The following is a 14,406-nucleotide window of genomic DNA, read 5'->3' as shown; positions in this document are numbered from 1 at the left end:
CACTTTTATTAAAATTATTGGTAGTTATAAATCTTATTCAAATGAAAGCAAATGTAAATAAAAAAGTGTTTCAAAAAACTCAGGTTCTTAAAATTTAATTCTATCGGGAAACAATTTATCGAATAATCGAATACCAGCAGAGTTAGAGTATGCAATAAATAGTAAATGTATATCGCGGCAGGCATAGATTTTTTGTTGTAAATGTTGTAATATAAAAAATCATACTAAATAAAATATATTGCAAGGGGGCTCTAATTTTAATGTGTGCTCAGGAAAACAGAAAATCTAATAATAATCATAAAGAATCAGTTAATTTTATTCAAGCCATTGTAGACCACGATAAAGCTACAGGCAAATATGGTGGGAGGGTTCATCTTCGTTTTCCACCGGAACCAAATGGTTATTTGCATATTGGACATGCCAAATCCATTTGTCTGAATTTTGGTTTAGCTGAGAAAAATAATGGGTTGTGTAACCTCCGGTTTGACGATACAAACCCGTCTAAAGAAGATGTTGAGTATATTGATTCAATAATAAGAGATGTCAGCTGGCTGGGTTTTGATTGGGAAGACCGGCTTTATTATGCTTCTGATTATTTTGAAAGAATGTATGAAGATGCTATTGCTTTAATTAAAAAAGGGAAAGCCTATGTATGTGACCTGAGCCCTGAGGAGATTAGAAAATATAGGGGTACTTTTACTGAACCGGGGGAAGAAAGCCCCTATAGAAATCGCGCTGTTGAAAGAAATTTAATCCTGTTTAGACAGATGCGAGATGGTCTTTTTGAGGATGGAACCCGGGTTTTAAGAGCAAAAATAGACATGAATTCCCCTAATTTAAATATGCGTGATCCGATATTATACAGGATTGTAAAACAAAAGCATCACCGTACAGGTGATAATTGGTGTATTTATCCAATGTATGATTATGCTCATCCATTGGAAGATTATTATGAAGGTATTACACATTCTATCTGCACCCTGGAATTTGAAGATCATCGCCCTTTTTATGATTGGTTGTTATCCAGTCTGTATTATACTGAATTACCCCGACAGATTGAGTTTGCCAGGCTTGATTTGACTAATACTGTAATGAGCAAGCGAAAATTGCGCACACTTGTGGAAGAAGGTTATGTTAATGATTGGGATGATCCCCGTTTGCCCACTATTTCAGGTCTAAGACGCAGAGGCTATACACCTGAGTCTATCAGGAATTTTTGTGAGAGGATTGGAGTTGCAAAAACAAACAGCGTTGTAGATATTCGTTTTTTAGAACACTGCATAAGGGAAGATTTAAACAAGAAATCACAAAGAGTTATGGCTGTATTAAATCCTCTAAAATTGATAATTGATAATTATCCTGAAGATATCACAGAAGAATTGGAAAGCGAGAATAACCCTGAAGATCCTTCTGCAGGATATCGTAAAATTCCTTTTTCTAAAGTCCTGTATATCGAAAATGATGATTTTCATGAAGATCCTCCCAGAAAATATTTTAGATTGGCTCCCGGTCGGGAAGTAAGATTGAAGAATGCCTATATTATTAAATGTCAGGGATTTGTAAGGGACGAAGAATCCGGTAAAATTATCGAAATACACTGCACTTATGACCCGGATACGAAAAGTGGTCGTCCTGGTGCAAAACGAAAGGTTAAAGGAACCTTGCATTGGGTTTCTGCAAAGCATGCGTTAAAAGCAGAAATTCGTTTATATGATTATCTTCTGCTGGAAAAAGATAAAACAGAATCTGAGGAAGAGAAAGAAAATTTTATAAATCGAATCAATCCCAATTCATTGGAAATTAAGACTGACTGTCTGGTGGAACCCGGTTTAAGTAATTCAGCAAAGGGTGATAAATTTCAGTTTATGCGTAAGGGATATTTTTGTGTTGACCCTGATTCAAATCGAGAAAATTTAGTATTTAACCGTATTGTTACATTACGGGATAGCTGGGAAAAAATAATGAAAGCAAAATAAGGTTGTGTAATTAGATTATCTGAATATATAAAATAAAAGGTTAATAAATGAGGATAGCTTTTTTTACCAATTGCTATAAGCCTTTAATCAATGGTGTAGTCAGCAGTATTGTGTCACTCAAGAATGCCTATGAAAAAAAAGGTCACAGTACCTTTGTTTTTGCACCAAAGGTCAACGGGTTCGTTGATCGGGAAGATAATATATTTAGATATCATTCCGTTAACTTGACTAACAAGGTAAAATACCCTATTGCTATACCATTGTCATTTCGGGCAAGCAAAGTTATAAAGAATTTTAATCCGGATATTGTACATATTCATCATCCTTTTGTACTCAGTATGCCTGCCATAATGTATGCAGCAAGATTAAAAATACCCAAAATATTAACAATTCATACTCAATATGAACGCTATGCCTACTATGTTTCACCTGTACCCCAGGTTATAACAAATGAAGCAATCAGGATGATTGTTTCCAGCTTTGCCTCCAAGGTAGATATTATAACAACACCATCAGAATCAATGAAAACAATTATTAATAATTATAATATAAGGAAAGAGATTGTAGTTATTCCTAATGCTATTGATTTAAAAGTATTTCAGGAAAAAGATGAAGAGGAATGTAATAGAATTAGAGAACAGTTGAAAATAGCCAAAGAGGATGTTGTTCTACTTTATGTTGGCAGGATTTCTTTTGAAAAGAATATTGAAAAAATAATTAAATCGTTATCCCTGGTTAATGAAAAGAATATAAATAAAGCCAAACTTGTTCTGGTTGGAGAAGGTAATGCTCTGAATAAATTAAAGAGTATGGTAAAATCTTTAGGGTTACAGGAAGATGTGAAATTTGTTGGAGCAGTAGAAAGTGAGATAGTGAAAAGCTACTACCAGATATCTAATATATTTACCTTTACATCCACCTCTGAGACTTTTGGAATGGTAATAATTGAAGCCATGGCATCAGGTTTACCTGTACTGGCAGTAAAAGCACCAGGTGTTGTTGACATTATAAATGATGGATTTGACGGTGTTTTGGTAGAAGATGATATATCTGAGTTTGCAATTTGCCTGGAGCTATTGATAAAAAACGAAGATGTGAGGAAAAGATTGTCCAAGGGAGCTTTTTATACAGCACAGCGTTATAGTATTGATAGTATATCAGATCAAATGCTAATTTTATACCAGAAGCTGATTCAAAGAAATATGGACAAATATTAAAAAATAATAATTCTATATTAGAAATCCCACTTAAACTATATAAAAAATAGTACTAATATTTCCGCAAATTCCAGAAAGTAAATTTTGCCAACATTTTTTATTAAATTTATTGCATTGAGATAATAATTGGTTTTTTTCTTATGTTATAATCAGAAAAAAGGAAGTGGTTATAATGAAATCTATAAAATATCTGAAAATTGAAAAGCGGAAGCCCCAGGTATTTCAGCTATATATAAGTATTATAATAGTAATGATAATTTTCAGCATTTCTGCCATTGGCCAATCTGCCCTAAAAAAAGCTACTTTTGCGGGTGGATGTTTTTGGTGTATTGAGGCTGCATTTGAGGAGATAGAAGGAGTAGTAGACGCTGTATCCGGTTATACCGGAGGAGAGACGCCTGATCCTACTTATGAAGAGGTTTCTACAGGTAAAACCGGTCATTTGGAGGCAGTTGAGGTAACTTACGATTCTTCAAAAATCACATATGCAGAATTATTGGATATCTTCTGGCGAAATATTGATCCTACTGACCCCTCCGGGCAATTTGCCGATAAGGGAAGCCAGTATCAAACCGCAATTTTTTATCATGATGATGAGCAAAAATTGTTAGCAGAAGAATCAAAGGATAATTTATCCGAATCAGGAAAATTTCAAGGAGAAATTGTCACAAAAATTTTACCTTTATCAAAATTTTACCAGGCAGAAGAATATCACCAGGATTATTATTATAAAAATGTAATTCAATATCAATGGTATCATATTGGGTCTGGACGGGCAGATTATATTGAATCAAAATGGGGAGAAGAGAATATGGAAAAAAAATGGGATGAAAACTATCAGAAACCATCAAAAGAGGAGTTAAAAGATGTTTTAACTCCATTGCAATACCAGGTTACTCAGGATAAAGGCACAGAAACACCCTTTGATAACGAATACTGGAATCATAAAGAAAAGGGGATTTATGTTGATATAGTATCCGGAGAGCCACTTTTTAGTTCTATTGATAAGTTTGATTCAGGGACAGGATGGCCAAGCTTCAGTAAGCCACTGGAAGCTGAAAATATTGTTGAAAAGGAAGACAGAAGTTATATGATGGTCAGGACCGAGGTTAGAAGCAGATATGCTGATTCACACCTTGGTCATCTGTTTAATGATGGTCCGGAACCTACCGGTTTGAGATATTGCATAAATTCTGCGTCTCTACGCTTTATTCCTAAAGAAGATTTAGAACAAGAAGGATACGGGCGATATTTAGAGCTGTTTTAATTTTTTAGAGACAGTTTAAAAAGGATATAACGGCTGGTGTCATATTTAAATACAATATAAAATACCAGCCGTTTTTATTATCATGGTTGATATTATCATCTATTTACAAGTTTCATAATATTTTTTTTGAAATTTGACACAAATTATTTATAATGATATAATTTCTCAAGATATTAAACTATTAATTATTTAACACATTAAAGATATTATAAAAAACAATAAAGACAAAATATTTTATAGCTTTGATTTAATTGTCTCCAAAAAAAAGAAATGTATTGGAGGAAAATTATGAACAATTATCCACGTTGGAAAAATGAAATGACTGATCAGTTATTTATGGCGATATTGACTTTAGAGAATAAAGATGAATGCTATCGTTTTTTTGAAGATATAGCAACAATAAATGAAATAAAAGAACTAAGTCAACGCTTAGAGGTTGCCAGAATGCTTAGCGAAGGATTTATTTATGAAGATATTGTACAAAAAACCGGAGCAAGTTCTGCGACCATCAGTCGGGTAAAAAAATGCTTGAATTATGGTGCTGATGGGTATCAGATTGTTTTAAAAAAACTAAAAAAGAAAAAAATAAACATTAAATAATGGAGGAATTTTGATGTACAAAAACAGAAATATTATTACAATTTTATTATGTATGGTGCTGCTTTTTGGGATAACAGTATTAACCGGGGTATCTGCTGAAAAGGAAGTCTATATCAATGGTATTGACGCAGATTATCCTCCCCATGCATATGTGGATGAATCGGGTAAACCTGCTGGATTCGATGTAGAAGCGTTAGATTGGATTGCTGAAGAAATGGGCTTTGAGGTTGTTCACCAGCCTACTGCCTGGGATGGAATTGTATCAAGTCTTTTAGCAGAAAAAATCGATATGGTTTTTTCTGGAATGAGCATAACAGAAGAAAGAAAAGAAAAAGTCAATTTTACAATTCCTTATTGGTCAATTGACCAGGCAATAAGTGTTAGGAGTGATTCCGATCTGAATGCTATAGAAATATTTATGGGTGATTATACAGTTGGAACCCAACGAGGATGTACTGCTGCCATGTGGATTGAAGATAATTTAATCAATCAGGAGCTATTTCCAAAAGATAGCCTTAAACTCTATGAAGGATTTTCTTTGGCAGTACAGGATGTCTTAAACGGAAGAGTTGATGCTGCGATGATGGATGATGTGATGGTTGAAGATGCAATTCGCAAGGGAATGGACATTAAAGTTATAGGTACCATAAAAACCGGTGAAGAGTATGGCGTAGCAGTTAGAAAAGATGATTCAGAGCTTTTAGAATTGCTGAATGAAGGAATTAAACGCATTATGAATTCACCAAGATGGGATGAGTTAAAAGCCAAATATTTCCAGGCTCAGTAAATTTTAGATAATAAAAATACATATAATTTTAAAAAGAATTAATAACGGGGATATAAATTAAGAATTTATATCCCCAATTTCATGTTAAATTTATTGAACATTAAGGATAAAGTATAAATTATGGAAAACTTGATGGTTATTTATCAGGCACTACCTTATTTGCTACAGGGAATTGTGACCACATTAAGTCTGGTATTAAGCGCAATGATTTTAGGTTTTATTATAGGTGTACCACTATCAGTGGGGCAGGTTTATGGATCTAAATGGGTAAAAAAGTCTATTGGTATTTATGTCTGGTTTTTTCGCGGTTTGCCAATTCTGGTTTTACTCTTCCTATTTTATTATGGATTATTTTCAATGATAGGATTAAACTTATCTGCTTTTATTTCGGCAGTTTTGGTGTTAGGCTTGCGAAGCTCTGCCTACCAGACACAGATTTTTAGAGGAAGCATGCAGTCATTAGGACAGGGGCAGCTTTTGGCTGCTCAGTCTCTCGGGATGAGTAAAGGGAAGGCTATCTGGAATATTATTTTGCCACAGGCATTAAGGATATCAATTCCCGGCTGGTCTAATGAATATCCGGCAATGCTGACCGAATCTGCTGTTACATATGCTATCGGTGTCATGGAGGTTTTAACAAGAGGTAATTTTATTGCCTCGAGAACTTATCGACCAATGCCTATTTATCTCACTTGTGCATTAATTTTTATACTTTTATCTTACATTGGAATGAAACTGTTGCATATGCTGGAAGAAAAGGTAAGGATTCCCGGGTTCGAGGAATGAGAGGACTAAAATGAAACATGAAAAAGAGTTATTATTACAGGTAAAAGATATTCATAAATCTTTTAGCGGCAAAGAAGTTCTGAAAGGAGTTTCTTTTGACGTTTATAAAGGAGAAACAAAGGTTGTTATTGGACCTTCAGGTACAGGTAAAAGCACTTTATTAAGATGCATAAATCAATTAACTTTTCCGGATAAGGGTACGGTTTGGTTAAGAAACCAGGAAGTAACTCATCATAATTTAAAAGAAATTAACCATTTTCGACAAAAAATAGGAATGGTCTTCCAGGATTTTAATCTTTTTGATCACCTTGATGCAGTAAGAAATGTAGAAATTGCCCTGATTAAGGTCAAGGGAATGAAAAAAGAGGAAGCCAGGGGAAAAGCAATATTTGAATTAAAAAGAGTAGGGTTGGAAAGAAAGGCTATGTTTTACCCTGCCCAGTTATCCGGGGGACAAAAACAGCGTGTTTCTATAGCCAGGGCATTAGCAATGGATCCTGAAGTAATGCTTTTCGATGAACCTACATCGGCACTGGATCCGGAATTAATAGGAGAGGTGTTGGGTGTTATGCAAAAATTAGCCCGTGAAGGAATGACCATGATAGTTGTTACTCATGAGATGGGTTTTGCCCGTTCAGTTGCGGATGAAATAATATTTTTAGAAAGAGGCAAATTATTAGAAAGTGGGCCGCCGGAAAAATTATTTCAAAATCCGAAATATGAAAGGACAAAAAAGTTTTTGTTCAAATTAACAGAGCTATATGGAGATGTCAATAGAAAGAAATAATGATTAACTTTGAATTTTTTTTGGAAATACTTTTTCCTTCTTTAATAGAAGGTTTTATAATGACTGCTAAACTGGTTTTCTGGTCAATTCCAATTGGTTTAGTTATGGGAATTGTGGTAGCCGTTGGTCGGGTTTATGGGAATACCCTGATATCTTTTTTTAGTAAACTCTATATTATATTTTTCAGGGGAACTCCACTATTAATTCAATTATTTATTCTATATTATGGGTTTCCATCTATTGGAATATATTTGTCTCCTTTTACATCTGCGGTTATTGGTTTTGTTTTATGCAGCAGTGCCTACCATGCAGAATATATCAGGGGAGCAATACAGTCTGTAAAGAGTGGTCAATTACTGGCAGCACAGGCTCTGGGGATGAGTAAATTAAGTGCTGTCTGGAATATCATTCTTCCCCAGGCATTGAGAAGAGCTATCCCTGGTTGTTCCAATGAAATTATTTATCTTATTAAGTATTCTTCTCTTGCCTATATGGTAACCTGTATTGAATTAACAGGGGCCGGCAAGATAGTAGCCTCACGCTATTTTACTTACACAGAAGTGTTTTTGGTAGTTGGGGCTATTTATTTAGCGATTGTATCCCTGGCAACAAAAGTATTGAATATATTAGAAGAAAGATTATCATTTCCTGGATGGGAGAATAAGAGATAGTGAAAAATAAAATAAAAATTAAAAAACCAATTTCTCTTGAACATTCAAGCTTAAAATATCCTCTGCCAAAAAAATTATTATTAGAACTATCCAGGGAATTAGAAAATATAAACAAATATCCAAGTGGAGGCAATTATCAGGAATTATCTGCCAAATTTGCTGAGTACGCCGGTGTTCTTGCTGACAATATATTGCCTGCCAATGGTTCTGATGAAATAATCGAATCTGTTACCAGGGCTTTTGGCGCCAAACTTATTTTAATACCGGTTCCTACTTTTTCCCAGTATGAAGTAAGTGCAATTAGAAATGGGTTAAAAATGAAACTGGTAAATTGCTTATATGATTATGAATATAAATTGAATTATGATGAGAAAGATCTGAAGAATGCTAGCCTGGTTTGGATATGCAATCCTAACAATCCGACCGGGGGATCTGTTCCCAGGGATACAATTGAAGAGATTCTCTGTAAAGCATCTGGCATTGTTGCAGTTGATGAATGTAATTATGAATATCTGGGAGAAACAGTAGCAGATCTGATTGATAAATATCCCAATCTTGTAATTTCTCGAAGTTTCTCTAAAAATTTTGGACTTGCTGGACTCAGGTTGGGTTTCACAATTGGCAATTCAAAAAATATTGAAAAAATTGCCAGATATTACCAGCATTTCCGGGTTAATAAGATGGCTGAGGTTGCCGGAATCAAGGTCTTGAAATACATAGATTATTATAAGAAGATATGGCAGAAAATAGCACGCATAAGAGAGTTTTTTATTGAAGGTCTTTATCAGATAAATATCAAGACTTTCCCATCCAGGGCTAATTTTGTCCTGGTAGATTTTATTACCAGAAAAAAAACCCAGCTTGTTTGGCAATACTTAAGAGATGAGGGAGTTTATTCCTTTGCTGCCTGGGGAGACGAATTTTCGGGTTTAGAAAACCATTATATCCGTTTTACTGTTGGAAATCAGCAGGAAATGGAATATACTCTAAATCTCCTAAGAAAATATCAAAGGAAAATATAAGTTCATCTGATTTCTTATTTCATTGTTTTGTCTTACCAAAATATACATAATTTTAATCAAAAATGTATTATCCATCAATAATAATTATAAACTTTTAATATTTAATCATTTTTATTTTTTCTCATATTTAGTTTATAATTATAAAATAAACAGTCCAATCAATTTTAATCAAATTTTGTATGTTAGTAAATAATAAAATAATAAAATCTGGAGGGATTATCCTGGCTGGTGTTATAAATTCTATATATCAAAAAAAATTAAAATTATTTATTTTCATAGTTTTGTTTTTCATTTTTTCACATTTTACTATTGTTCAAGCCCAGGTAGGAGAAATATCACAGGAAAAACAATTAAGAATTTTTCAGCTTTCACATATATTGGAAGAGGAAAAAAAATTTGACCTGCAGCAGTCCTATTTCAATAATGCTAAGGTTTATTATTATAATGAACATTATTCGATGGCTGTCAGTGAATTGGAAAAAATAGAATACAGTAATTTATATATCCCTCTTTATCTTAGAAGTCAATTATTGAAAGGCCAGTGTTACGAAAAATTACAAAGATGGGAATCGGCTGTATATGTTTATCAGAATATTAATGAAAATATTCCCTTGATGAAGGATTATTCATCGTATTTTTTAGCTAAAGCTTATCTTAAAATTTATGATATAAATAGGGCTATTGGATTGTTTCAAGAAATAATTGAAGAATATCCTGATAGTGCATTGGTGCCCCATGTAAGATATCAGATTGCTTTAGCTTACCTGGGAGAAGGAAATTTGGATTATTTTTTAGAAGAATCCAGGCTAGCGATAGATGCCGCTGTTGAAGAGACATTTAAGGCAGGAGTGCTTAACAGATTGAGCAATGTTTTATGGGAAGACAAGCAATTTCTAAATTCCTTAGTTTATCTTAAGAATCTAATTGAAAATCGTTATAACCCTGAACGTATGGCCAGCTATGAGAATTTATTTGTACAACGGTATCAGATAGCCAGAAAAAGTGAGAATATTGAAATGACTCCTGATTTATTACTTTTTTGTGCCGGTTTATATTTTAATTATCGACAGTATGAAGTATCTGAAAAGATATATGATGAAGTAATAACATTATATCCCGACCAGGTACAACTGGCAGATGTTTATTATGACAGGGCTAGGGCTGTCCATTACCAGGGTGATTACGAAAGAGGGATAGATCAATGTATTTATATCCTGGAAAATTTTGGAGATAATGAAGATATTATTATAAGAACCACATACTTATATGCAGGGGCTTTACTGTCTTCTGAAAATCGTGTGATGGCAGTTGAAAAATATAAAGAAATTATTGAAAAATATCCAGAAAGTTATTTTGCCCAATTATCATATCTACAATTGTCAGAAATTAAATTTTTACAAAATCAGGAAGAAGATGGTATTAAAATACTGGACCAGTTAATTTCTAAATATCCTGCATCTTCCCAGGCAAGAGAAGCTAGCTGGAAATTAGCCCGTTACTACACCAATTATGATGAAAAACATAATGCTCTAAAATATTATAAAACAATATATGATAATTTTCCTGATAGTAGCCGGGCTGATGATGCTCTGTATTGGTTTGGAAAATTACAGGATTCTCTTGATAGAGAAAACAGCCGGCAGGTTTATAAAATGTTGCTGGATAACTATCCGGATAGTTATTATACTATCCATATACCAGAAGAAACAAAACAGGAAAACACTGATATCGGACAAATAATAAAAAATAGCAAAAGTATTACCTTTAGTGATATTAAAAGTATTTATATTCCAGTAGAAAATGATTCCCAGCTGGCTATCTATAAAGCTGAATTATTAAATTCTATTGGTATTTATACAGAATCCGCTTCAGAAATAATTAAAACCCTAAGTTATGAACCTGGAAATATATATCTGTTGTATTTGTTAACTGAAATATATTATCAAAACCAGGAGTATTACCGTTCTATTGGTTATGCACAAGCTTTATTAGATTACTTTTTTAATAATGACAGGATAAAAGAAATACCTTTTCAGTTCTGGCAATATGCCTTCCCGGATAATTATATATCAATAATTTCTGAACAGGCAAATGAATATGATTTGGATCCTTTATTGGTTTTGGCAACCATTAGAGAGGAGAGTCATTTTAACAGTTATTCTGAATCCAGGGCAGGAGCCAGGGGATTGATGCAAATTATTTTGTCCACAGGCGAATGGATTGCTCAAAAATTAGACATCCAGCCATTTAATTATGATTTACTGTTTAATCCTGCTATAAACATAAATTTTGGATGCTGGTATTATAGATATTTACAGGAAAAATATGATAAAAACTTTTACCTTATGATTTCTGCATACAACGCAGGTCCAGGAGTTACCGATAGATGGGTACAGCAGTTTAATATTAATGACATTGATTCTTTTGTAGAAAATATTCCTTATGATGAAACCACCGAACATATTAAAAAAGTAATGCGCTCTTATCAAATTTATAAGTTTATTTATAGATAGATGTAAAAAAAGTGATATAAAGTAAAAAATAAGTACAGAATTCCCAATTTTAACTTAATTTTTAAGTTTCATCCAAGTTAACAAAATTATATGTCAAGATAGACAAGAAAATTGACAAAATCATAAAAAAACAATAAAATGTTTTTAGATATAAATACTTTGTACCAAGGAGGAAAGAAATGGAAGAATACCTGACTGCAAAACAAGTAGCTGATTATTTACAAGTAAAACCATTAACTATTTACCAATGGGCAAGAGAAGAAAAGATACCTGCAATAAAAATTGGTAGAATCTGGCGTTTTAAGAAAGATGTTATCGATTCATTTTTGGAGGAGCAACTTAACAACAGCAAAGATATGAAGTAATATATTTTAGATTAAAGAGGTTGATTATTATCTGAATTATTTTTAAAAATTTACAATTTTTAAAATATTAGTTTAAAAAAATATAATTGTATGATATAATTTCATACTACAAAAAGTATAATCGATAAATTGCTGCTCCTTCTTAATGATATTCTAATTCCTTCTGTTCAATGTTGGAATATTATTAATATTAATAATATTACTAAAATATTAAGGGAAAGTTTATAGATGCACAGAAGTAACAAGAAAACAGGTAATACTAATGCCAAATGTAAAGTGTTTAGTATTACCAAAAGTCATATACTACCGATTGTCCTGCTGAATATCCTTTTTATTTTTAATATATTCCTTAACACTTTCGCACAGCAATATGTGGAATATCAAATAGAAGAAGGGGACTGTCTGTGGACTATTGCCCGACAATTTCAATTATCGGTTCAGGATGTTACTACGGTAAATAATCTTGATGAAGCGCAAATACTATCTCCAGGATCCAAGATTAAAATACCTCAAAAACAGACAGGTAACTCTAATGAAAACAAAGACACTGACATTATTGTACATACTGTACAAAAAGGTGAAAGCCTTTGGGATATCGCTCAGCAGTACAGGCTTTCCCTGGATTGTATTTCCTCAGCAAATAATCTAAATAAGCCGGATTCGCTTTATATAGGACAAGAAATAAATATTCCGATTCAAAAAAATGAAAATACAGAACAGGAAGCAAAATCTGCACTCACTTATGAAGAAGAAAAAACAAATATTTTAGACATGAATAATAGTTTGAACCAGGAGTTTAGAAATCTGGTGAAGGAAACAGAATATGCTGTTAAAGCAGGAGAAAGTTTATGGACTATTGCTCATAATTATCAGGTGTCTTTAAGCGAATTAACTGAAATAAATGATTTAGAAGATGCTGAGAAACTTTCTGTTGGCCAGGTTATCAAGATTCCTTTGCACAATTGGACTAAAGATGATGAAGATAGTGAAGAGGAAACACGATATGAATGGGTCGAACATATTGTTGAATCCGGAGAAAGTGTTTCGCTGATAGCTCAGAAATATCATGTCCCTGTGGAGACTATTTGTGAGTTAAACCAAATTTCTCTCCAAGATTATGTTTATCCCGGTCAAAGGATTAAAATAAAAGTTAGCGAATATACACCAACTGAAACTTTGGTACCCCAGGAAACAAAAGCCGCGGTTGTTAAGAATACTACTGCAAAGGACAGTACTCCTGAAGATGATAGCAAGCAGGCTTATTATACTGTTAAGAAAGGGGATACTTTATGGAGTATTGCCCAAAGCCATAGTGTATCTATGGAAGGTATTTTGGCGGTAAACTATTTAAGCAATAAAGATGTTCTAACTGTTGGTCAGAGACTGGAAATACCTGCTATGGGTGGGTCAGGTCAGAGCAGCAGTAAAGTGCAAACAGTGGAGTACACCGTAGCGAAAGGGGATTCTCTCTGGATTATTTCCCAAAAGTTTGATATTAAAATGCACGAAATAATAAATATCAATCAACTGCAAAATATTACTCAATTGTCTGTTGGGCAAAAATTGAATATTCCTGCAACTGAAAAAGCGCTGGCTGCTGTCCAGAGTACAAAAACATCTGTTGTTACAGTACAAGAAGAAAAACCAAAGGAGATAGTCCATTTTGTCCAAAAGGGGGAGACTCTCTGGGGAATTTCCAGGAACTACGGAGTAAGTATCAATACTATTACTACTGCCAATCGTATATCAGAAAGCACCAGTCTTGTGGTAGGTCAAAAACTTGTTATACCTAATGTCAGAGATTCGGCAATTTCTTCCCGTTCATTTATATGGCCGGTTAATGGCTTGATTACTTCACAATTTGGCATGAGAACTTTAGGTGGCAGGAGAGATTATCATACAGGAATTGATATTGATGGAAAAACAGGTGATCCAATCAGGGCCGCTGAAAGTGGAAAAGTCAGTTTTAGTGGTTATATTAACGGGTATGGAAATACTGTTATTATTGATCATTCCAGAGGTTTTTCTACTGTATATTCTCATAATTCCAGCAATCTGGTTAGTGAAGGTCAAAGTGTAAGCAAGGGAGACATTATTTGCAGGCTTGGCGCTACTGGTAATGCTACAGGTTCCCACCTGCACTTTGAAGTAAGACAAGACGGCAAACCGATCAATCCTATTAATTACCTGCCTTAATAAATACACCATATTTAAAAACAATTTATATCATACCTGAATTCCTATTTTTCTATTAATCTTATTTCATAAAATTTGGTAATGATAAAACAAAGTTGCACTTAGAATCTTAAAAAACTGTTGATAAATAAGTATATTCAAAGGATAAAAATAGCTGCTTATTGCAGCATATATTTTAGTAAACACTTAAGAAATATTTTTCTGTTTCTATTTAATGTA

The 14,406-nt window shown here is 33.3% G+C and carries 12 protein-coding genes; all 12 read left to right on the top strand.

Annotated features, from left to right (window positions below; genetic code table 11):
- The first annotated feature begins 260 nt into the window (after positions 1-260).
- The 12 genes from PHQ99_05525 to PHQ99_05470 all read left to right on the top strand — a co-directional run bounded on the left by PHQ99_05525 (position 261) and on the right by PHQ99_05470 (position 14,187).
- A complete protein-coding gene (locus PHQ99_05525) occupies positions 261-1,976 on the top strand; it encodes a glutamine--tRNA ligase/YqeY domain fusion protein (GenBank protein MDD4289029.1) in 1,716 nt (571 codons plus the stop codon).
- A 47-nt stretch (positions 1,977-2,023) separates the two neighbouring features.
- The gene (locus PHQ99_05520) at positions 2,024-3,193 is read left to right on the top strand and encodes a glycosyltransferase (GenBank protein ID MDD4289028.1); all 1,170 of its coding nucleotides are present in this window, start codon (positions 2,024-2,026) and stop codon (positions 3,191-3,193) included.
- Between the two features lie 250 nt (positions 3,194-3,443).
- Entirely contained in the window at positions 3,444-4,460 is a 1,017-nt protein-coding gene (msrB, locus tag PHQ99_05515; GenBank protein MDD4289027.1) for a peptide-methionine (R)-S-oxide reductase MsrB, read from the top strand.
- 288 nt (positions 4,461-4,748) lie between these two features.
- Positions 4,749-5,060 carry a YerC/YecD family TrpR-related protein gene (locus PHQ99_05510; GenBank protein MDD4289026.1) on the top strand — a complete coding sequence of 104 codons (312 nt, stop codon included), beginning with the start codon at positions 4,749-4,751 and terminating at the stop codon, positions 5,058-5,060.
- Between the two features lie 13 nt (positions 5,061-5,073).
- A complete protein-coding gene (locus tag PHQ99_05505; GenBank protein ID MDD4289025.1) occupies positions 5,074-5,847 on the top strand; it encodes a basic amino acid ABC transporter substrate-binding protein in 774 nt (257 codons plus the stop codon).
- Positions 5,848-5,967: 120 nt separating this feature from the next.
- Positions 5,968-6,633 carry an amino acid ABC transporter permease gene (locus tag PHQ99_05500; protein MDD4289024.1) on the top strand — a complete coding sequence of 222 codons (666 nt, stop codon included), beginning with the start codon at positions 5,968-5,970 and terminating at the stop codon, positions 6,631-6,633.
- A 10-nt stretch (positions 6,634-6,643) separates the two neighbouring features.
- Complete coding sequence (locus PHQ99_05495) at positions 6,644-7,420, top strand: amino acid ABC transporter ATP-binding protein (protein ID MDD4289023.1); 777 nt, start codon at positions 6,644-6,646, stop codon at positions 7,418-7,420.
- Positions 7,420-8,091, top strand: coding sequence for an amino acid ABC transporter permease (locus PHQ99_05490; GenBank protein MDD4289022.1), 672 nt, complete (start codon positions 7,420-7,422; stop codon positions 8,089-8,091). The genes PHQ99_05495 and PHQ99_05490 overlap by 1 nt, the downstream gene beginning before the upstream one ends.
- Positions 8,091-9,113, top strand: coding sequence for a histidinol-phosphate transaminase (locus PHQ99_05485; protein MDD4289021.1), 1,023 nt, complete (start codon positions 8,091-8,093; stop codon positions 9,111-9,113). The genes PHQ99_05490 and PHQ99_05485 overlap by 1 nt, the downstream gene beginning before the upstream one ends.
- 179 nt (positions 9,114-9,292) lie before the next feature.
- Positions 9,293-11,626, top strand: coding sequence for a transglycosylase SLT domain-containing protein (locus tag PHQ99_05480; protein ID MDD4289020.1), 2,334 nt, complete (start codon positions 9,293-9,295; stop codon positions 11,624-11,626).
- A gap of 179 nt (positions 11,627-11,805) precedes the next feature.
- The gene (locus PHQ99_05475; GenBank protein ID MDD4289019.1) at positions 11,806-11,991 is read left to right on the top strand and encodes a helix-turn-helix domain-containing protein; all 186 of its coding nucleotides are present in this window, start codon (positions 11,806-11,808) and stop codon (positions 11,989-11,991) included.
- Positions 11,992-12,219: 228 nt separating this feature from the next.
- A complete protein-coding gene (locus PHQ99_05470) occupies positions 12,220-14,187 on the top strand; it encodes a LysM peptidoglycan-binding domain-containing protein (protein MDD4289018.1) in 1,968 nt (655 codons plus the stop codon).
- Positions 14,188-14,406: the final 219 nt, after the last annotated feature.

The organism is Atribacterota bacterium (assembly GCA_028703475.1).
Taxonomy (GTDB): domain Bacteria; phylum Atribacterota; class Phoenicimicrobiia; order Phoenicimicrobiales; family Stramentimicrobiaceae; genus JAQVMU01.
This window is presented reverse-complemented; position numbering and strand designations above follow the sequence as displayed.